Source organism: Chlorobium phaeovibrioides (assembly GCF_003968655.1).
Lineage (GTDB): Bacteria > Bacteroidota > Chlorobiia > Chlorobiales > Chlorobiaceae > Chlorobium > Chlorobium phaeovibrioides.
This window is the reverse complement of sequence record NZ_RXYK01000010.1, coordinates 34357-55740: the sequence shown is the minus strand read 5'-3', so window position 1 is coordinate 55740 and position 21384 is coordinate 34357. Positions and strand designations below refer to the sequence as shown.

At 53.2% G+C, this 21384-nt stretch carries 18 protein-coding genes; 6 read left to right on the top strand and 12 right to left on the bottom strand.

Annotation, left to right across the window (positions count from 1 at the left end; translation table 11 throughout):
- Positions 1 to 79 precede the first annotated feature (79 nt).
- Positions 80 to 607 carry a recombination regulator RecX gene (recX, locus tag EKD02_RS07170; RefSeq protein WP_011889711.1) on the top strand — a complete coding sequence of 176 codons (528 nt, stop codon included), beginning with the start codon at positions 80 to 82 and terminating at the stop codon, positions 605 to 607.
- On the opposite strand, the gene pyrH is transcribed toward recX, so the two are convergent.
- The 5 genes from pyrH to rplM form a co-directional block, all read right to left on the bottom strand.
- A complete protein-coding gene (gene pyrH / locus EKD02_RS07165) occupies positions 598 to 1308 on the bottom strand; it encodes a UMP kinase (RefSeq protein WP_011889710.1) in 711 nt (236 codons plus the stop codon). The genes recX and pyrH overlap by 10 nt on opposite strands.
- A 68-nt stretch (positions 1309 to 1376) precedes the next feature.
- Complete coding sequence (gene tsf / locus EKD02_RS07160; RefSeq protein WP_011889709.1) at positions 1377 to 2243, bottom strand: translation elongation factor Ts; 867 nt, start codon at positions 2241 to 2243, stop codon at positions 1377 to 1379.
- A gap of 37 nt (positions 2244 to 2280) precedes the next feature.
- On the bottom strand, positions 2281 to 3054 hold the full coding sequence (gene rpsB, locus EKD02_RS07155; protein WP_126384731.1) for a 30S ribosomal protein S2: 774 nt from the start codon (positions 3052 to 3054) through the stop codon (positions 2281 to 2283).
- A 158-nt stretch (positions 3055 to 3212) separates the two neighbouring features.
- Positions 3213 to 3602: a 30S ribosomal protein S9 gene (gene rpsI / locus EKD02_RS07150; protein ID WP_011889707.1), complete on the bottom strand. Its 390-nt coding sequence runs from the start codon at positions 3600 to 3602 to the stop codon at positions 3213 to 3215.
- Positions 3603 to 3623: 21 nt separating this feature from the next.
- Positions 3624 to 4073, bottom strand: a complete 450-nt coding sequence (gene rplM, locus EKD02_RS07145) for a 50S ribosomal protein L13 (protein ID WP_011889706.1) — start codon at positions 4071 to 4073, stop codon at positions 3624 to 3626.
- 146 nt (positions 4074 to 4219) lie between these two features.
- Between rplM and der the strand changes: the two genes are divergently transcribed.
- The 3 genes from der (at position 4220) to EKD02_RS07130 (ending at position 7101) form a co-directional block, all read left to right on the top strand.
- Positions 4220 to 5530, top strand: a complete 1311-nt coding sequence (gene der, locus EKD02_RS07140; protein ID WP_126384729.1) for a ribosome biogenesis GTPase Der — start codon at positions 4220 to 4222, stop codon at positions 5528 to 5530.
- Positions 5531 to 5573: 43 nt separating this feature from the next.
- Complete coding sequence (locus EKD02_RS07135) at positions 5574 to 6713, top strand: Mrp/NBP35 family ATP-binding protein (RefSeq protein ID WP_126384727.1); 1140 nt, start codon at positions 5574 to 5576, stop codon at positions 6711 to 6713.
- A 127-nt stretch (positions 6714 to 6840) separates the two neighbouring features.
- Positions 6841 to 7101, top strand: coding sequence for a NifU family protein (locus tag EKD02_RS07130; RefSeq protein ID WP_011889703.1), 261 nt, complete (start codon positions 6841 to 6843; stop codon positions 7099 to 7101).
- 10 nt (positions 7102 to 7111) lie between these two features.
- Here the strand turns inward: EKD02_RS07130 and EKD02_RS07125 are convergent, their stop codons facing one another.
- From EKD02_RS07125 to uvrB, 7 genes are all read right to left on the bottom strand, one after another.
- Positions 7112 to 9454, bottom strand: coding sequence for a DNA translocase FtsK (locus EKD02_RS07125; RefSeq protein WP_126342736.1), 2343 nt, complete (start codon positions 9452 to 9454; stop codon positions 7112 to 7114).
- Positions 9455 to 9552: 98 nt separating this feature from the next.
- Positions 9553 to 10650, bottom strand: coding sequence for a glycine cleavage system aminomethyltransferase GcvT (gene gcvT / locus EKD02_RS07120; RefSeq protein ID WP_126342733.1), 1098 nt, complete (start codon positions 10648 to 10650; stop codon positions 9553 to 9555).
- Positions 10651 to 10763: 113 nt separating this feature from the next.
- Positions 10764 to 11399 carry a TPM domain-containing protein gene (locus EKD02_RS07115; RefSeq protein ID WP_126384725.1) on the bottom strand — a complete coding sequence of 212 codons (636 nt, stop codon included), beginning with the start codon at positions 11397 to 11399 and terminating at the stop codon, positions 10764 to 10766.
- Positions 11400 to 11428: 29 nt separating this feature from the next.
- Complete coding sequence (locus EKD02_RS07110; protein WP_126384723.1) at positions 11429 to 12094, bottom strand: TPM domain-containing protein; 666 nt, start codon at positions 12092 to 12094, stop codon at positions 11429 to 11431.
- A 59-nt stretch (positions 12095 to 12153) separates the two neighbouring features.
- Positions 12154 to 12741, bottom strand: coding sequence for a LemA family protein (locus tag EKD02_RS07105; RefSeq protein ID WP_011889698.1), 588 nt, complete (start codon positions 12739 to 12741; stop codon positions 12154 to 12156).
- 53 nt (positions 12742 to 12794) lie between these two features.
- On the bottom strand, positions 12795 to 14999 hold the full coding sequence (locus tag EKD02_RS07100) for a RelA/SpoT family protein (RefSeq protein ID WP_126342728.1): 2205 nt from the start codon (positions 14997 to 14999) through the stop codon (positions 12795 to 12797).
- Between the two features lie 106 nt (positions 15000 to 15105).
- A complete protein-coding gene (gene uvrB / locus EKD02_RS07095; RefSeq protein WP_126342724.1) occupies positions 15106 to 17175 on the bottom strand; it encodes an excinuclease ABC subunit UvrB in 2070 nt (689 codons plus the stop codon).
- A gap of 255 nt (positions 17176 to 17430) precedes the next feature.
- Here uvrB and EKD02_RS07090 point away from each other — a divergent pair, with 255 nt between their 5' ends.
- Complete coding sequence (locus tag EKD02_RS07090; RefSeq protein ID WP_225739433.1) at positions 17431 to 20286, top strand: M16 family metallopeptidase; 2856 nt, start codon at positions 17431 to 17433, stop codon at positions 20284 to 20286.
- Positions 20287 to 20295: 9 nt separating this feature from the next.
- Positions 20296 to 21378, top strand: coding sequence for an LPS export ABC transporter permease LptG (gene lptG, locus EKD02_RS07085; protein WP_126384719.1), 1083 nt, complete (start codon positions 20296 to 20298; stop codon positions 21376 to 21378).
- Positions 21379 to 21384 lie beyond the last annotated feature (6 nt).

Here is a 21384-nt window from a genome sequence, read left to right as displayed (position 1 = left end):
CGAAATTCCATAATTCTTCTACATTACCCATAGGCGTTGCCGACCAACACCCATGTACCTCCAGACTGTTCAAAGCATAATGAAATCAGAGAAAACAGCCGTAAAACAGCCGCCGACACCCGGCGAAACAATGATGCTGGCACTCAAACTGCTTGGTCTGCGCAACCACAGCATTGCCGAACTTGAAAGGAAGCTCCTCTCAAAAAACTGCCCGGAAAATGGCACAGCGGAGGTACTGGAAAAACTGAAGGAAAGAGGGGTGCTTGACGACCGTGCATTCAGTGAAGAGTTCATCAGAGGACGGCTGAAACGCAGACCGGCAGGGAGCATGAAACTGAAGGCCGAACTCCGTAAAAAAGGCGTTGCTGACGATATCATTGATGAGGTGATCAAAAGCTATGACGGCATGCAGGGGGCGGTGCTTGCAGCAGAAAAGAAAATGACTGCCCTTTTGCGCTTCACGCCTACAGTGCGCAAAAAGAAACTTGAAATCTTCCTGCGCAACCGGGGGTTTGGCTGGCAGGAGATTCAGCAGGCAACATTGCGCCTGGGTGAAGAGATGACTGAAGAGGAACCTCCGCCAGACGATGAAGCGGATTACGGATGAACCAGTGAACCGACCTTCTCGCCGCTGATCAGCCTGGTCAGATTTCCCCGCTCATTCATGTTCATGACTACGATTGGCAGAATATTCTCCCGGCAGAGCGTAATGGCCGTCATGTCCATGACGCGAAGGTTCTTGCGTATCACATCAATGTAGGAGATCTGGGAAAAAAACTCTGCACCCGGATTTTCCTCAGGGTCGGAGTCATAGATACCATCAACCCGGGTCCCTTTCACAATGACATCAGCCTCAATTTCAATGGCCCGCAGTGAAGCCGCCGTATCGGTAGTGAAATAGGGGTTACCGGTTCCTGCACCGAAAATGACAACCCTCCCCTTTTCCAGATGCCGGATAGCCCGTCTCCGAATGAACGGCTCGGCCATCTCCTCCATTTTGATTGCGGTCTGCAGCCGGGTATACACGCCCTGCCGTTCAAGGGCATCCTGAAAAGCAATGGAATTGATCACAGTTGCAAGCATTCCCATGTAATCAGCCTGAACCCTGTCCATATTGCGTGCCGCATCGGAAACGCCGCGAAAGATATTTCCACCACCAATCACGAGGGCTATTTCAGCACCCATAGCACGGGCCTCCTTGACCTCCTCGGCATATCGCTCAAGCATCTGGCTGTTGATGCCATACCCGTCCTCTCCCGCCAGAGCCTCGCCACTGAGTTTCAGCAAGACGCGCTTGTATTGCAGCATAGTCGTATCCTCCGTGAGAAAATATTATTGAACGAAAAAAAAGCCCCGATACACGGGGCTTTTTTTCTTTACTCTCCCAACTGATAGCGGACAAATTCCCTGATCTCCACCGCAGCCTCATGCTGCTTGCGGAACTCGCCGAGAACATCCGAAACCTTCATATTATTGACTTTTATGAAAGCCTGCTCAGTAAGCACCACCTCCTGGTAGTACTTTTCAATACGGCCCTGGACAATCCTGTCAACAAACTCTTCCTTCTTGCCCTGGCCCAGTGCCTGCTGGCGATAGATGTCGGACTCTTTTGCAATCAGTTCCTCCGGAACTGCTGAACGGTCAACAACAATCGGTGCAGCCGCAGCCACCTGCATGGCAAGATCGCGGGCAAGCTCCCTTGCACTGTCCGGCTGGGCAGAAGCTATATGGATGATGGCGCCAAGCTGCGCTCCCGGATGAACATAAGCCTCAACGAGACCATCAGCGGCGTCACAAAAAACAAGACGCTTCAGCTCAATCTTCTCGCCAAGTTTTCCGGTCATGGTTTTGATTGCATCCTCAACCTTCTCTCCACCGAATTCGGCGGAAAGTGTCATTCCGAGAAGAGCCCCGGCAGAAGCTGCCGAACCCTCAAGAGCCAACTGGCCGAGAGCACCGGCAAACCCGGTAAACACCTCGCCCCGTGCAACAAAATCAGTCTCACAGTTCAGCTCAAGAATAACTCCGGCCTTGCGGTCTTCCGCCACCTTGATACATATCATTCCCTCACTGGCATCTTTCTCCGCTCTTTTTGCGGCAAGCGCAGCGCCTTTTTTTCGTAGATACTCAACGGCTTTCTGCATATCGCCCCCTGTTTCCTCAAGGGCCTTTTTGCAGTCCATCATCCCAACGCCCGTCGTATCGCGGAGATCTTTTACATCCTTTGCTGAAATCTGACTCATTGCTTTTTCTTTCGCTTCAGTTTTAATTTGGTTACAGTTACTCGGCGGATTCGGGCGCTGCAGGGGCCTCAGGCTCAGCCTCGCTGCCGTCTGCCTCGTCCATCTTTGCCAGAACCTCCTGCTCCACCTTCAATGCGCGGGCATTGACAATAGTGTCGGCGACAGCCTTGACCATAAGCTGTATGGAGCGGATGGCGTCATCGTTTGCAGGAATGACATAATCCACCAGATCGGGATCGCAGTTGGTATCAACCATAGCGAAGATGGGAATACCCAGCGAGCGGGCCTCCTTGATGGCAATATGCTCTTTTTTGATATCGACAATGAACAGGGCAGCGGGAATCCTGGTCATGGTGGCAATGCCGCCCAGAATCCTCATGAGCTTTTCGCGCTCACGGCCGAGCATGAGACGCTCTTTCTTGGTGATCATGTCATAGGTACCATCCGTCTCCATACGGTCAATGGCATTCATGCGGCGAATGCTCTGGCGGATGGTGGAGAAGTTGGTCAGCATGCCCCCGAGCCAGCGCTCGCAGACATAAGGCATTCCGGCCCGTTCGGCCTCTGCTGCAATAATATTTTTGGCCTGTTTCTTGGTGCCGACAAACATGATTTCCCGCCCGGTCTGGGCTATGGCATCAAGTGCGTTGAGCGCATTGTCTGCAAGAACAAGGGTTTTCTGGAGATCGATGATGTGGACACCGTTCTTCTCCATGAAAATGTAAGGCTTCATTTTCGGGCTCCAGCGGCGGGCAAGGTGTCCGAAATGGACTCCGGCGCGGAGCATGTCTTCAAGCTGAAAGTACGACATAGTGATTTTCCTTCTGTTTAGTTGATTCTTCTATCATGCCTGCCTCCCGGAATCCGGCGCAGGGCGCCGGACACTGCCGGAAAACTCTCTTGGGGGAACCGCCCCGGAACAGCACGATATGAGTGATGTTGTCCTGAAAAAGCGATGAAACGCAAATATCAGCGTTTGGAGAACTGGAACGACTTGCGGGCCTTCTTGCGGCCGAACTTCTTGCGCTCAACCATCCGCGGATCACGGGTAAGCAGGCGTTCCGGCTTGAAAACGGCACGAACCGAATCATCGGTCTCCGCAAGAGCCCGAGCAATAGCAAGACTGACAGCGCCCGACTGGCCGCTGATACCGCCACCATGCACATTCACTTTAATATCAAAGTCCTCGGTCTTTTCTGCAAGAACCAGCGGACGAAGAGCCACACGGCACTTGACCTCGTCTTTGAAATACTCTTCAGCCGGCAGCTTGTTGATGATGACACGCCCTTTTCCCGGCGTCATGAACACTCTTGCCACCGAGGTCTTACGGCGTCCTACGGTATCGATAACCTCTTTCATTCCCTCTTGCGTTATATGATTTTAATTTACCTTCATTTCAATAGGCGACTGCGATTCATGCGGATGCGTCGCGCCAGGATACACCTTCAGCTTCTTGAAAAGCTGACGGCCGAGATTGTTGTGAGGAAGCATTCCCCATACAGCATGCTCAATGACTTTTTCCGGCTTTTTGCGGAGCAGATCCTTGACATGGTTGAACTTCACGCCGCCAGGATACTGGGAGTGCGAAAAATAAGCCTTGGCATCAAGCTTCTTGCCTGAGAGCGCAACTTTTTCCGCATTGGTCACCACAATGAAGTCGCCGGTATCGATGTGGGGAGTGAATTCAGGCTTGTGCTTGCCCCTGAGGACCTTTGCGATTTCAGCAGCCATTCTGCCCAAAATCTGGCCTTCGGCATCTACGACATACCACTTCCGTTCGACATCACCTGGCTTTGCCGAATATGTTTTAAAACTTAGCGTCTTGCTCATGCTCGTGTTGTAACAATGGATTAACTGGACTTTTCCGAAAAATAAAGTTTATCAATGTAAATTAATTCACTTAATTCTACAAATTATACCATTCCGTCCTGAGGAATTTCCCGGGAGCGAGAATCTCCATCTTCACACCTCTTTCCATGAAACCTCTCATTGCCCTGGTTGGCCGTCCGAATGTAGGAAAATCAACCCTTTTCAACCGCATACTCAGGGAGCGTGCAGCCATTGTCGACAGCACTCCCGGTGTCACCCGCGACCGCCATATTTCCGAAGGGTTCTGGCAGGGCCGGGCCTTCCGTCTGATGGATACCGGAGGATATGCCCCTGAAGACGGCGTCATCAGCAACGCCATGCTCGAACAGACAATGACGGCCATCAACGATGCCGACATTGTTGTCTTTGTTGCCGACGCCCGCGCCGGCCTTTCCTATGACGATCTGGAACTTGCAAAAGTGCTGCGGCAGCGCTTCAGCCACAAACCAGTCTTCTTTGCTGTCAACAAGGTTGAATCCCCGCAGCTTACCTATGAGGCCGCATCCTTTGTCAGCACCGGCTATACCGAGCCCTGGTGCATATCGGCAAAAGACGGCAGCGGCGTTGCCGATCTGCTCGATGCCATTCTTCTTGAACTGCCCGAGTCAGACGCAGACCAGGAAGAGGACGGAGCTATCCGCCTTGCGGTTGTCGGTCGGCCGAATGTCGGGAAATCAAGTTTTGTCAATGCCCTTCTCGGCAACAATCGCCAGATAGTTTCCGACATTCCGGGAACCACCCGTGACGCAATTGATACCCGATTCACACGAAAGCAGCAGGATTTCCTCCTTATTGATACGGCGGGGCTGAGAAAACGCACCAAAATCAGCGCCGGCATAGAATACTACAGCTCCCTGCGCAGCGAGAAAGCCATAGAACGATGCGAGGTCGTCATGGTGATGATTGATGCCGGGCCCGGCATAGAGAAGCAGGATCTGAAGATCATCAACATGGCCACCGAGAGAAAAAGGGCCGTGCTTCTCCTCGTCAACAAATGGGACCTGATTGAAAAAGACTCCAAAACCAGCAAGCAGTACGAAGACACACTCCGCTCGCACATGGGCAACCTCGCCTATGTTCCGGTACTCTTCATCTCGGCCCTGACAAAAAAGAACCTCTACCGGGCCATTGACACCGCCCGTGAAATCCGCGACAACAGGGCCAGAAAAATCAGCACCAGCGCGCTCAACCGTTTCCTTGAAGAGGCGCTTGCCGCAAACCCTCCCTCATCTAAAGGCGGAACGGAGCTGAAAATAAAATACATGACACAGATTCAGGCCGCCTGGCCGGTATTTGCATTTTTCTGTAATAATCCGGAGCTTGTCCAGACTAATTTCCGGAAGTTTCTGGAAAACAGGCTTCGTGAAAAATTCGACCTCAAAGGGGTAACCATTTCGCTCCGCTTCCTCCAGAAATAACCAGACCGGAACTTTCCGCAACATTTTTACCCAGCACAGCACCATGGCAACAATAGATGAGCATCAGATTCTCAAAGCCCTCTCAACCGTTCTTGATCCCGACCTCAAAAAAGATCTGGTAAGCCTCGGAATGATCCGCGGCATCTCCGTAACAGAAGGCGGAGACATCTCTTTCCAGGTAGTGCTGACCACTCCCGCCTGCCCGCTGAAAGACGAAATACGCCAGTCCTGCATTGACGCAATCAGGGCGGAACTGCCCGCTGCAGAACGGATTGATGTTGAGATGACGGCCGAAGTCACCAGCAGCTGCAGCCATGGTCACGATGACCATCACCATGAAGACGGACACCAGTGCAGCGGAGGCCAGTGCGGAGGACAAGAGGAACGACCCCTGAAAGAGGTCAAAAACATCATTGCTGTCGCTTCAGGAAAAGGCGGAGTCGGCAAATCGACCGTTGCCGTCAACCTTGCTGTCAGCCTTGCCGCAACCGGCGCATCAGTCGGCCTTGTTGACGCGGACCTTTACGGCCCCAGCATTCCCACAATGTTCGGACTCCACTCCGAGCAACCGAAGGTGGTTGAAAAGATGCTTCAGCCCCTTGAGAAATACGGTGTAAAACTCATGTCCATCGGGTTCCTTGTTGAAACCGACACGGCACTCATCTGGCGCGGCCCTATGGCCTCAAGTGCCATAAAGCAGTTCATTACGGAAGTTGCCTGGGGCGAACTCGACTACCTGATTTTTGATCTTCCTCCCGGAACCGGCGACATCCAGCTCACTCTTGCACAGACCATCCCCCTTACCGGAGCCGTCATTGTCACCACTCCGCAGGATGTGGCACTTGCCGATGTATCCAAGGCGGTCAACATGTTCGCGAAGGTGAATGTTCCAATCCTCGGCGTGATTGAAAACATGAGCTGGTACGAACTGCCCGATGGCAGCAGGGACTATCTGTTCGGACAGAAAGGGGGCGAACGCTTCGCCAAAGCCCGCGGGCTGGCATTCCTCGGCTCCGTCCCGATCAACAGAAGTGTAGGTGAGGGTGGTGACAGCGGAACCCCTGCAGTCATCGGAACACCTGATTCATCAGCAGCCGAAGCATTCAAAAGCGCCTCAAAAGAGGTAGCCCGGCAGATCTCAATTGCCAATGCCTCACCATCGTCTTCCTGCTGCTGCTCTTAAAACAGCTCCCGGGAACGAACTGCAGGAGAGAGGTTGTTTTTTTGGGGATCAGGTAGGATATTACCTGACTCCCCAAAAGGATGTCCATCGATTTTTTCTAACTATTATTTCATAAGGGATTGACGCTATGAGTACCAGCAAGGACTATCTGCCAAACAGCGATGCACTTTACGACAGGGTGATTGCCGCTCTGGAAACCGTTCGCCCCTACCTTCAGGTTGATGGCGGCGACTGCCAGCTTGTGGGCATCAGCAAGGATATGGTTGTGGATGTGAAACTGCTTGGAGCATGCGGCAGCTGCCCCATGAGCACCCTGACGCTTCGAGCCGGTGTGGAGCAGGCAATCAAAAAAGCCATTCCTGAAATCGTGCGCGTGGAATCAGTCTGAGCCGTACCTCTCACTCCGGATCAAGATTGTTGAGCAGCAGTTCAAGGGACTCCTCGCTGCCAATGAGGACTTCCCTTGCCCTGCTTCCATCAGCAGGACCGACTATACGATTGTCGCAGAGCTGATCCATGATTCTCCCCGCCCGACCAAATCCAACACGAAGCCTCCGTTGCAGCAGCGACACACTTCCCTGCTGATGCATCACAACAAGCCGGGCAGCATCCTCAAAGAGCTGATCGCGCCCCCCTGTATCCACACTGCCACCAGCAGACGAGCCTCCGTTCACCCTCGTCATATCCGCAGATGGGAGCATGTAGATGTTCTTCAGAGCATGCTGTGCACCAATGAACGAAGTGACAGCCTCAACCTCTTTGGAAGAGACATAGGGGCCCTGGATCCGTATCGGCTTGGGGAGCGTTGCCGGATGGTAGAGCATGTCACCGTCTCGAAGAAGTTTTTCAGCTCCCGAACCGTCAAGAATGGTACGGGAATCAATTCTGCTGGATACCTGAAACGCAATGCGTGAAGGAAAGTTCGCCTTGATGATGCCGGTAATGACATCAACCGAGGGACGCTGGGTCGCAAGAATGAGATGGATGCCAACTGCTCTGGCCAGCTGAGCCAGCCGTGTAATGGGCTCCTCAACCTCCCTGCCGGCGGTAATCATCAGGTCGGCCAACTCATCAATCACCACCACCAGGTATGGCAATGCCTCCTTGGGAAGAGCCTTGTTATAATCCCCGATATTGCGCATCCCGGCCTCCTGCAGGGTGATGTAGCGCATATCCATCTCCTTCTCCACGCACTTCAGCGCATAGATCGCCTTCTGGGGATCGGTGATGATCTGTTCATCAATATCAGGGAACTTCACCAGAAAATGGCTTTTCAGGTGCGTATAATTGAACAGCTCCACCCGCTTCGGATCAATAAGGAGAAACTTGACCTTGTCGGGACTGCAGGAGTAGAGCAGGCTGGTAATGATCACATTGATTCCGACCGACTTGCCCGAACCGGTTGCCCCGGCAATCAGAAGATGAGGCAGCGAGGCGAGGTCATCAATATAGACCTCATTGGCAATGGTTCTTCCCAGCACAATAGGGAGAGTCATCCGTGTATTCTTGAACTTCTCCACCTGCAATACAGAACGAAGCCAGACCGTCTTTGGCTTGCTGTTGGGAATTTCAACTCCAACGGCATTTTTACCGGGAATGGGAGCAATAATGCGGATACCCTGAGCGGCCAGCGCCATGGCAAGGTCATTTTCCAACGCCAGCACCCGGCTCACCTTCACATCGGGGGCAAGCTCCATCTCGAACAGAGTAACACGGGGCCCGACAGTCATCGAAATCCGTACCACGGCAATCTTGTAGATGGCAAGTTTCTCAAGCAGCCTGTCGCGGCTTGCCTCAAGATAAGCCCGGTCAATCTGCCCGTCGTCCGCCTCCCCTTTCTCCAGTAGATCAATTGAGGGAAAACGGTAGGGCACATGATCCCGTGTCGCCACCTTCATGGTCCGTTCATCAAGGTTCGCCTCTTTCTCCTTCACAGTGGGCCGTATGAGGGTCTCAAGCTCACCCCCCGTAACCTTTACACCGCCCTCATCATGAGCCTCGGCATCAGGAGGAACTGAATCGGGAAGGCTGGAAACCAACGATTCGGAAACAGGGGCAAATGGCTGGTCCGTACTCTCAGCCAATGAGGACGAAGAGGAGCGGAACGGCCGGTCGTCATTCACCGGTTCTCCGGTACCGTCATCTTTTTTTTTACGGACCCTCGACAGCCAGTTTCCTGTTGCCGCCGCAATACCGGCGCCCTCCCCTTCATCCGGACGGGACTTCCACCGCACAAACAGCCTTCTTCCAAGATAGAACGATGGAACTGCGGCAATCACAACAAGAAGCACCCACCCCCCCAGAGGACCCAGAACATTCTTCACAAGCTCAGCAGTCATCCGTCCGATAGAGCCGGACCAATAGTCACTGTAGGGGGTTGAAGTCATCCCCGCCATAGCAGCCAGATCAAAAGAGAGGAGCGCAGTGTAGAGAAAAAAAAGGAGAGCCTGCTTCAGGCTTCTGGATCGGAACAGTTCCAGCCCCCAGAAAAATATGGCCGACAGCAGCAGCAGGGTGGGATAACCCAGAAAGGAACGGACAAAAAACGAAGAGAGTCGTGCACCCAGAAGGCCGAAAGGCGAATGGATTGAGTCAACCGCATCCCGGGCGCCGTTGCCCAGAATATCGTACCAGTCGAGACGGGTGAAAACCGCCGCATCAGCAGCATCAAACGACAGTATGGCACCCGCAAGAAACAGCGACATGAGCATCAGGGCAATCCCCCCCAGCTCCCGTTTCATTTTTCCGCCCCCCTTTTTTTTCGTCTGCGGGGCTCTCTTCTCCTTTTTACTGTTCTTCAACACGCATTCACTCCTTTCAATTCAAAAGCAAGGCGCCCTCAAAGGAGCGCTGGTTTGACAAACGGCAGCCGCCTGATCTGCCCCGGCTGCAGTGACCCGCGAATTTCAACAAACACCGGAGTTCCCGGTTTGAGATATTCCCTGACAAGGCTGGCAGTACCTATCGGCTCCTGAAGGGTCGGAGAAATTGTGCCGCTGCACACCTTCCCGATCTCCTGACGGTCGGCATTGAACACCCTGCAGCCCTGGCGCGCAAGAGCCCTCCCCTCAAGAGAGAACCCGGCAACACCGAAGCGGGGATTCAGCTCAACCTGCCTGCATGCCTCACGCCCGATGAAAGGCCCCTTCTCCATGCTCACAACCCACTTCAGCCGGGCTTCAAGCGGATTGGTATCCTGATCAATTTCATGTCCATAGAGAGAGTACCCCATTTCAAGACGAAGCGTATCGCGCGCACCAAGACCCACAGGCACCAGGCCATCCTCACGGCCCGCATCAAGCAGTGCCTCCCAGAGAGGCTGCGCCAGAGCGTTTGGCAGGCATATCTCAACACCGGCTTCACCGGTATATCCCGTCCGGGCAACCATCAGCTCAGCACCCATGAAAGGCAGTTGACGAAAATGGAATGAAGGGAGTCTGTCAGCATCAATCTCGGGAATCACCCGGGACAGGATACTGAAAGCCTTCGGACCCTGAAGCGCTATCAGCGACAGCTGGTCCGAATGATTTGACAGCTGCACCCCCTCAAAAGCACCCGCATGCTCCTCAAGCCATGCAAAATCCTTGTCACAGTTACCCGCATTGACAATCAGAAAAAAGGTCACGGAATCTATCCTGTATATGATGAGGTCATCAACAATACCTCCGTTCTCATACAGCATGATGGTATACTGCGCCTGTCCGTCAACAGTACGGCTGAGATCATTGGTGGTCACCGACTGAAGAAACTCAAGCGCACGCCGTCCCTTCACATAAAAATTACCCATGTGCGACACATCAAACAAGCCCGCCGCACTGCGCACAGCTTTATGCTCCGCCATGATTCCCGAATACTGCACCGGCATCAGCCAACCACCGAAATCAATTATTTTCGCACCCGCCTTTTCATGCCAGGAAGAGAGTGAAGTTTTTTTCATAGCTGTTCGGAACTGCCGTTAAAAGTTAGAATGCCACCTGATGAACGCCAATATACGAATACTCCATTCCTGCAGAAGAGAGTCATACGAAATAGTTCAGGGGACGGGAGGGCTCAGCCGATAATGACACGGTTCTCAAGCTCGTTTCTGTCACCGGGCTGTATGGGGAAATGCTGTTCAAGCAGACCGCCGCAACGGTCAACTGCCGAAGCTATGGCTCCAGCGGGATCACCGGTTCGTATACCGCCCACAATCCCTCCCACCAACTCATCCCAGGTATCGGGAGCAACCTTCCTGTTGATGCCCTTGTCGGCAACCACACGGACACGGTGTTCAAGCACTGAAACATAGAGAAGAATACCTGTATGGCCATCCGTACGGGTAATGCCTCTGGCGTAAAAAGCAGCCAGCGAAGCCCGTTCAACAGCATCCCTCATAGCCTCCTTGGCAGCAAAAAGCCTGCAGAGAGAGGGTACCCTTGTCAATATCTCGTTGAAAAGAATGAGAAGAGGAAGAAAGACGCCCAGGAAAAACCACATGTCGTGAGTACCGTACAGCGCCGTCACGGGAACAGCGAGAACCAGCGACAGCAGAAGAGAGCCGGAGAGTGCCGCCTGAGGATACGCGGCGCTTGAACCGGCAACCATGACCACGATTTCTCCTGCAGTGCGAAGCTCTGCCGCCTTGATGCGTTCTTCAATCCGTCGCCTGCCGTCCTCTGAAAGAAAATCAGCTGCTGAGTGTTTCATTCATTCTCTCTTTTTTTCATTGACCACCCTCACCAGTTTCCCGAAGCGCCACCGCCACCAAAGCCACCACCGCCTCCACCAAAGCCGCCGCCGCCTCCAAAGCTGCCACCGCCGCCGCCGTAAAAACCGCCACCGCCGCCATAGATGAACGGCCCACCGCCTCCACGACCCCGGTTGAAAAAGCTGGTGAAGTAGAAGAAAAAGACAATCAGCAGGAAGAGCGGCCCCGATATCCCGCCACGGGGCTTTTTACCGGCCGGCCCGGCCTTGTACTCCCCATGCACCGCCTTGATGATGGAGGCAACACCCCGCGCAAATCCTTCGTCCATCTGTCCGGCGCGGAAAGCCGGAACCATTTCGTTATCAACAATACGCCCTGCAGTAAGATCCGTCAGGCTCCCCTCAAGCCCGTATCCGACCTCGATACGAAGCTTCCTCTCGTCCCTTGCAGCTATCAGCAGCACTCCATTGTCGGATCCTTTCCGGCCTATCTTCCAACGCTCCGCCACACGGATTGAAAAATCCTCCATCGAGTCCCCGTCAAGCGAAGGGACGGTAAGGATGACAATCTGCGTTGACTCTTTTGCCTCAAATCGCTCAAGTTCCGCCCCGATGCTCCGCCGGGCAGCGGGAGAAATCATTCCCGCGTAATCATTCACCCGTCCGGAAAGGGCGGGCACATCAAGAGCCTTCAGGGTATCAGACCCGGAGAGGAAAATCAGGCAGAGCAGAAAAATGTAAACGACAGCCTTCCTCAGAATTTCACCTCCGGCAGAGCCCTGGCCTCTTCATCGGCCTTGAAATACTCTCTGGGCTTCAGCTTGAGAAGCATGGAGTTGGTCAACGAATTGGGAAACTGCCGGATCGAGAAATTCAGGGACTCGACCGCTCCGTTATAACGCTGACGGGCAACACTGATACGGTTCTCCGTACCCTCCAGCTGGTTCTGCAGATCCCTGAAGTTCTGGTTTGCCTTCAGTTCAGGATATCTCTCCACTGTTACCAGCAGCCGGGAAAGGCTTGAAGAGAGTGCGCCCTGCGCACCGGCGAATTTCTGCATTGCAGCCGGATCGCTGAGCATCTCTGGAGTGAGTTTCACCGACGATGCTTTCGCCCGGGCTTCAACAACCGCCGTCAGCGTCTCTTTTTCAAAATTCGCGGCACCCTTCACCGTCGCCACAAGATTCGGCACAAGATCGCTCCGGCGTTGAAGCTGCGACTCAAGGTCGCCCCAGGCGCGGTTGACGGCCTCATCATTCTGCTGGATGCTGTTGTAACCGCAGCCCGTCATGGCGCTGAAAAACAGCAGGAACACAAACATCTTTATCGCTCGCATATGCATAGGGGATTCTGTTTTATGATTGTTGTATGATTAAAGTCAAAAAAAATCAGCCATTAACTGATGAGGCGCTCCACCGTAAAGATACCCGCAACTTTCTTCAGCTTATCCATAAGAAATGTAAGCTTTTCAGCATTGCGAACATAGACCATCAGGGTTCCGACAAACATGCCGTCACGGGCATGAAGCGAAATGCTCCGGATATTGGTATCGAACTTTGAAATGACCAGCGTGATCTGGTTGGTGATGCCGATCCGGTCCTCCCCCACAATCCTGATGCCGGCAAGGAACTCGGCATCAATCTTCCGGTTCCACGACACAGACACCACCCGTTCACTTTTCTGCAGATTTTCATTGCTTACATTCACACAGTTTTTCCGGTGAATCTTCACCACACCCTCAGCAGTCACAAAACCAAGCACATCATCGCCAGGAACAGGCTGGCAGCACTTGGCGTAAGCATAGGCGATGTTGCTCATACCAGCAATAACCACCTCATCTTTCCGGCTGACAGCCGCCTCCGGATTATGGTCTTTTCTGGCCGTCTTCAGATACTCATCAACCCTTGCCGGCTCCTCCCTCAATGCATGCTGCTGCTCAGCCGTATCCTTATGGGTGCCGGCAACCCGCTCCATGACCTCTGCGCCATTGATCTGCTGGCTGGCCAGAGCGCTGAAAAAATCAGCAGGAGTCTTCACACCGTAGCGGCGCGCATAACGGACAATATCGTTGTCGGAAAAAAGTTTTTTTGTTCCCGACACCATTTTTTCCCACATGCCCCGCCCCTTTTCAATCTGCAGGCGCCGTTCCTCATTGATGGACGAGCGGATTTTAAGCCTTGCCCGATGGGTCACCACCATCTTCAGCCAATCCTGTTTGGGACTCTGGTTTTTCGATGTGATGATTTCAACCCGGTCACCGGATTTCAGCTCCGCATTCAGCCGCACAATCCGGCCGTTCACCTTTGCACCGATGCACTGATTGCCTATTTCGGTATGGATCCCGTACGCAAAATCAATCGGGGTAGCTCCGGACGGCATGGTCTTCATGTCGCCCTTCGGGGTAAACACATAAATCTCGTCATGATACAGGTTCAACTTGAACCCCTCCATGAATGCCGCAGCTGAATCGGCATCCTTGATCAGCTCCCTCGCCCAGCGGAGGAAAGAGTCGATGCTTGCATCATCCCTGCTTATTTTTTCCTTGTAGCGCCAATGGGCCGCCACACCAAGCTCAGCAAACTCATGCATCCGCTTGGTCCGGATCTGCAGCTCCACCATGGTGCCCCGCGGTCCTATGATTGCCGAATGCAGCGACTGGTATCCATTGTGCTTGGGTATTGATATGTAATCCTTGAAATGCTGCGGTACAGGGGGGTACTTCTGGGTAATGAAGCCATAGACGGCAAAACAGTCTGCAATCCTCTCAGTATCAATAATCACCCGCAGGCCGTAGAGATCGTGGATATCTTCATAGGTCTTGTTCTTGCTGCGCATCTTGTTGTAGATGGAAAAAAGATGCTTCGCACGCCCCTGCACCTCCACACTGAACCCCTGCTTCTGCAGATCGTCACTGATTGGGGCTATCATCCGGCTCAGATAATTTTCCCGCTCAACCCTCGTCAGCTGCACCTTCTTCTGCAGGATCGCAAACATTTCAGGGTCAATGTATCGAAGGGCCAGATTCTCGAACTCCATCTTCATCTTCCCAAGACCAAACCGGTGGGCAAGAGGGGCGTAGATGTCGCGCGTCTCAAGAGCTATCTTCAGCCGCCGGTGCTCGGGAAGCGACTCCAGGGTCCGCATGTTGTGCAGTCGGTCGCAGAACTTGATGAGGATAACCCGTATGTCCTTCACCATGGAGAGCAGCATCTTGCGGAACCCTTCCGCCTGTGTTGTTTCCCGGTTGATCATGATGCCTGAAATCTTCGTCAGACCCTCAACAATTTCAGCAACCTCAACGCCAAGCTCCGCAGAAATATCCTCAAAAGTATACCCGCTGTCCTCAATCACATCATGAAGCAGGGCGGCGGCTACCGAAACACCATCAAGCGGCAGCTCATTAAGCAGAATGGTGGCAACCTCAACGGGATGGTAGAAATACGGCTCGCCCGATGCGCGTTTTTCTCCCTCATGCGCCCGATAGCACATAAAAAAGGCCCGCTGAATCAGCGACTCGTCCACATTCTTGAGATTCTTGCGGGCAAGCCCGAGAATGTCATGAAGTTTCCTGTAATGCTCTTTGTCTATCTGTGCCAGCATGGTGTATTGGTAATCCCTGTCTCAAAAGATTGAACGGCAAAAAGGGGTCTATCTTTTACTCTAAAACTTAATTTCCCGATAACAAAACAAACCGCGAAGAAAAAATTCACCCCTTCTTTTCTGGAAGTGCACCGATACCCTGCTCCAGCTTCGTGATTTCATCGCGAAGATATGCCGCCTTTTCATACTCCATCTTCACCGCGGCTTCCTGCATTTCCACGCGAAGCTCCGCAACCATCGCCAATCCCTCATCCGCTGTCAGCGACTCCAGAGCGCCCGCCAAGAGCCGTTCAGGCTTTGGCACAAGACCAAAACGCCGCCTCCGGTATCGCTCTTCAGCATCAGCCACTCCCGTGGTGTCAAGAATCTGGTCGACCGACTTCACAATAGACCGGGGCACAATGCCATGCTCATCATTATAGGCCTGCTGAATGGTGCGCCGCCGAGCAGTTTCATCAAGCACCTCGCGAATTGAGCGGGTGATGGTGTCGGCATAGAGCACAACAAATCCTTCCGCATTTCTGGCAGCCCGACCAGCTATCTGCATCAGCGAACGGGTGTTGCGAAGGAACCCCTCCTTATCGGCATCAAGAATTGCCACCAGGGAGACCTCAGGAAGATCCAGACCCTCACGAAGCAGGTTGACTCCCACCAGCACATCAATCTCTCCCGTCCGTAACTCACGGAGAATCTGCATCCGTTCCAGACTTTTAATTTCAGAATGGAGATAGCGAGAGCGTATGCCGGACTTCCGGAAAAAGTCATGAAGATCCTCGCTCATCCGCTTTGTCAGCGTCATCACCAGGGCCTTGTGCCCTCCTGCAACATGCCGGCGGATTTCCGCAAGCAGATTGTCAATCTGTCCTTTCACCGGCCGAACCTCAACGGGAGGATCAAGCAGCCCCGTCGGGCGGACCACCTGCTCCACCACCACTCCTCCTGAACGCAGAAGTTCATGGTCACCGGGAGTAGCACTGATGCACACCACCTGCGGCGCCATCTCCTCAAACTCGTCAAAGCGCAGCGGCCGGTTGTCAAGAGCCGAAGGAAGCCGGAACCCGTGCTCCACCAGAATGGTTTTGCGCGACCTGTCACCACCATACATCCCCCGTATCTGCGGCAGAGTCGCATGCGACTCATCCACAACAACCAGATAATCCTCCGGAAAATAATCAAGGAGGCAGTAGGGCCTCTCACCCGGTCCCCTTTGGGAAATATGCCGCGAATAGTTCTCAATTCCGGAGCAGTAGCCAAGCTCCTTCATCATCTCCAGATCATACCGTGTCCTCTCCTCAAGCCGGCCCGCCTCAACAAACCGGTTGTCGGCACGCAGCTCGTTGAGCCTTCCGGCAAGCTCATCCTCAATGGCAAGCATCGCCGTTTTCAGCTTCTCCTCCTCGGCAACGAACTGGCGCGCAGGATAGATGAAGGCATAGGCATCGCTCCCCAGAATCTCCCCGCTCTCCATATCGAACGACTGCAGACTCTCAATTTCAGAACCGAAAAACTCAACCCTCAAAGCAATCTGGTCATAGGCCGGCACAAGGTCGATGCAGTCGCCGCGCACCCGAAATTTCCCGGGCCCCGGATTGACATCGTCCCGCACAAAATGGAGCGCTATCAGTTCCTGCAGGAACTCGTCCCTCTCCTTCTCCATTCCGGTCCGCAGCTCGATAATCTGGCTTTTCCAGTCTTCCGGCGAACCAAGTCCATAAATGCAGCTGACCGAACTCACCACAATCACATCCTTTCTACCGCTGAGCAGTGCGCTCGTCGCCTTCAGCCGCAACCGCTCAATCTCGTCATTGATGCGCAGGTCCTTGGCTATATACTTGTCAATAGTGGGCAGATATGCTTCCGGCTGGTAGAAATCGTAATAGCTGATGAAATACTCGACCGCATTGTCCGGGAAAAACTGGCGAAGCTCCCCATAGAGCTGCGCAGCAAGAGTCTTGTTGTGACTCATCACCAGCACAGGCTTCCCCGCATTGGCAATCACATTGCTCATGGTATAGGTTTTACCCGAACCGGTCACCCCGAGGAGCGTCTGGTAATCGCTGCCCGATTTCAACCCTTCAGTCAATGCAACTATTGCCGCAGGCTGATCCCCGGCAGGAGCGTACGGGCTTACCAGCCGGAAAACATCATGCCTCTCTTCACCATCAACTCCAGCCACCCGTGTACTCCTTCTCTAATATTTTGGACGCCACTTCGCGGTATATGCACCGCTATAGGCAATGTTCAATAAAAGAACTAATACGGACAATAGTTAGTTCTTCTTAAAAATATGCGATATCATGACTAACGCTCCCTGCACTTATGGAACCCGGTTGCAATTATGGCCAATAAATCCGATTATTACCTTTTGATTCTGCTCATCCCGTTTTTCACGGCAGTGGCATTTTTACTGCATTTAACCGCCTGTACACCTATGATCAAAGAAGTAACCGCTTACCCCTATACCACTATCCCCGGCGACGCTCTCCACACAAGGATCTACACGCTGAAAAACGGATTGACAGTCTACCTGAGCCCCGATGCGGACGAACCAAGAATCTACACATCCATCGCCGTCAGGGCGGGAAGCAAGAACGACCCCGCTGAAACCACAGGCCTGGCCCACTACCTCGAACACATGCTCTTCAAGGGGACCGACAAGGTCGGCTCGCTTGACTACACGAGGGAACATACCGAAATCGAAAAAATCATCACCCTCTATGAAGAGTACCGTTCAACCGAAGACCCCGAACAACGGGCAGCCATATACCGCGATATAGACAGCATTTCCAACGCAGCCGCACAATTCGCCGTCCCCAACGAGTACGACAAAATCCTCAACTCCATAGGAGCCCAGGGCACAAATGCCTATACCTGGGTAGAACAGACCGTCTACCTCAACGACATCCCCTCAAACAAACTGGAACAGTGGCTCACCATTGAAGCCGAACGGTTCCGCAACCCGGTCATGCGCCTCTTCCATACCGAACTTGAAACGGTCTATGAAGAAAAGAACATGACCATGGACAGCGACAGCAGAAAAATCTGGGACAACCTGTTCGCCGGACTGTTCAAAAAACACACATACGGGACCCAAACCACCATAGGCAAAGCGGAGCACCTCAAAAACCCCTCCATCCGCAATGTCATGAACTACTACCGGTCGTACTATGTGCCCAACAACATGGCACTCTGCATGGCCGGCGATTTTGACCCCGATACCACCATACGGATGATTGATGAAAAATTCTCCGTACTGCAGCCCAAAGAGGTTCCCCACTTCACCCCCCCGGTTGAAGAACCCATCAGCTCGCCGACAGTGGTCAGGGTGAAAGGTCCGGAATCAGAAGAACTGGTCATAGGGTTCCGGTTTGCAGGCGCCGACTCCCATGATGCCGACTGCCTGACCCTTATTGACAAGGTGCTCTTCAATCATACAGCGGGACTCATTGACCTCAATTTGAACCAGCAGCAGCGGGTTCTTGATGCAGGTTCCATGCTGGTACTCATGAAAGACTACTCCGCCCATATCCTCAGCGCCAAGCCCCGTGAAGGGCAGAGCCTTGAAGAGGTATCGGCGCTGCTGCTCGAACAGCTTGAACTGCTCAAAAAGGGCGAATTCCCGGACTGGCTGCTTGAGGCCGCCATCAACGATTTGAAAATCGAACAGCTGAAACTCTATGAACACAACCGCGGACGGGTTGAGGCCTTCGTCGACTCCTTTATCTGGGGAATGGACTGGGAACATTACAGCAACCAGATCAATCGGCTCCGAAGCATCACAAAAGAACAGCTCACCGACTTTGCAAAAAAGCACTACGGCTCCAATTTCACAGCCGTCTACAAAGAACACGGAAAGGAGAAAAGCGAAGGCGGCATAGTAAAGCCCCCCATCACTCCCCTCAAAGTCAACCGTGACACTCTTTCGGTGTTTGCCGGAGAGCTTCTGGCAATGCCCTCAAAGGACACTGCACCACACTTTGTTGATTACCGGAAGGATATCGCGTTTCACAGCATCAACCCAAACACCCCGCTCCACTATCTGCAGAACCGGGAAAACGACCTCTACTCCCTCTACTATGTATTCGACATCGGGAAAAACCAGTCTAAAAAGATAGAGCTCGCACTCGACTACCTCTCCTACCTCGGTTCATCACAACTGAGCCCGAAAGAGTTCAGCTGTGAACTCTATAAAATAGGAGCCACATTCTCAGCATTCACCTCCGAAAACTTCGTCTACCTGAAGCTTTCAGGACTCCACGAACGATTCCCCGAAGCCCTTCAGCTGCTTGAAACACTGCTCTCCGACACCAAAGCAGACAGCGAAGCCCTCGACAAACTCAAAGCCGGCATTCTCAAGGAGAGAACAGACGACAAGCTCTCCAAACGGAAAATTCTCTTCGAAGCCATGACCAGCTACGGAAAGTACGGCCCCGCCTCACCCTTTACCAATGTGCTTGAAGACAGCGAGCTCAAAGAAATCACACCCGACGAGCTGATTGATGAAGTCAAAAACCTCATGCAGTACCGCCACCGTGTACTCTACTATGGCCCGGCAACGGCCACAGAACTGAGTGCGAATCTGAAAAGGGTGCGCCACTACCCCCAAAACCCCCTGAATCCGCCGGCAGCAGACCCGTTTATTGAGCTGGAACAGGACGGGAACACCATCTATCTTGTTGATTATGACATGACGCAGGCGGAAGTGATCATGCTGACCCGCGACGACATCTACAACCCCGAACAGGTGCCGCTCATTGCCCTCTTCAATGAATATTACGGCGGAGGAATGTCATCCGTGGTTTTCCAGGAGCTTCGGGAAGCCAAAGCGCTGGCCTATTCGGTCCTGTCAGTCTACCGCACCCCGAAACAGAAGGATAAGCACAACTATATTTTCAGCTACATCGGAACACAGGCAGACAAATTGCCGGAAGCCCTTGAAGGCATCAGTGAACTTATGGATCGGTTACCTGAATCACCCGAGCTCTTTCTCTCGGCGAAAAACGGCATTCTGCAGAAAATCGCGACGGAGCGACTGACCAGAAGCGAGGTGCTTTTCAACTACGAAGAAGCAAAAAGGCTCGGCATTGATCATGACATACGACAGGATGTTTTCAAAGGAGCCAGAACCATGACATTGGACGATGTCAAAGCCTTCCACAAGAGCCACTTCAGGAACCGGAACTTCGTCATGCTGGTGCTTGGAAAAAAGGAACAGCTCGACCTTGAGACCCTCCAGAAATACGGACCGATCAAAGAGCTCTCGCTGGAAACCATTTTCGGATACTGAGGGCAGTCAATGAAAATACTCGACCGATATATTTTTCAGCAGTTCGTCAAGACATTCGTCTTCACGACCATTACCTTCGTCTCCCTGTTCATCCTCATCAACATGGTCGAGAACCTTGGGGACTTCATGGACAGGAAACTGCTCTTCACGGACATCGTCCTCTACTACCTGAGGGCCATACCCGAAACAATCCTCATCACATCTCCAGTCAGCTCCCTTCTTGCATCAATCCTCGTTGCCGGACGACTTGCAGGTTCCAGCGAACTCCCCGCCATCCGTTCCGCCGGAGTCAGCATGCGCCAGCTCCTCTACCCCTTTCTTCTTGGAGGAATCATCATCTCCACCCTCAACATCCTCAACTCCTTCTGGCTTGCCCCGATTGCCGCGGTACACAACCACGCATTTGAACGCGACCATCTTGGCAAAAGCAGGAGAAATGGTGCCGCCGAGGGAAGCAACCTTCACATTATTGAACCCGGGAGCCGCGTCGTTACCATTGGAAGACTCAACACAAGCTTCACCGGCGCCAAAGAGGTCTCCATTGAAGAATTCAGCGGAACGGGCCTGAGAGGAAGAATTGATGCCGAAAGCATGCGCTACGACACAGGGAACAAAGAGTGGACACTGCAGAACGCAGCCCAACGACGATTCACCCCAGGCGGGGAGGAGTATCAGGCCCGTCCCGCCCTCAGCCTCCCGCTCTCCCTTACCCTGAAATCCCTGGCCGAACTCAACCTTCGTCCCGACGAAATGCAGTTCATCCAGCACTGGCAATACCTGGCTGAAAAAAAGCATGCAGGGTTCGCCGGACTTGAACGAACAATGGTCAAACTGCACACCAAAATTGCCGTACCCTTCGCCTCACTCATCATCATCCTGATAGGCGTCCCCCTCTCGGCAAAGAAAAAACGGGGCGGACTGGCCACCGAAATCGGCATCAGCCTCTTTGCCGGGTTCCTCTTCCTCGGACTCCAGAAAACCATAGCCACCTTCGGCTACAACGGCGTAGTCAACCCCATGCTGGCCGCCTGGCTCCCGAACCTGCTCTTCCTCGCCATAGGCTACGGCATCTACCGTTACTCCCCCGACTGAGCCCCT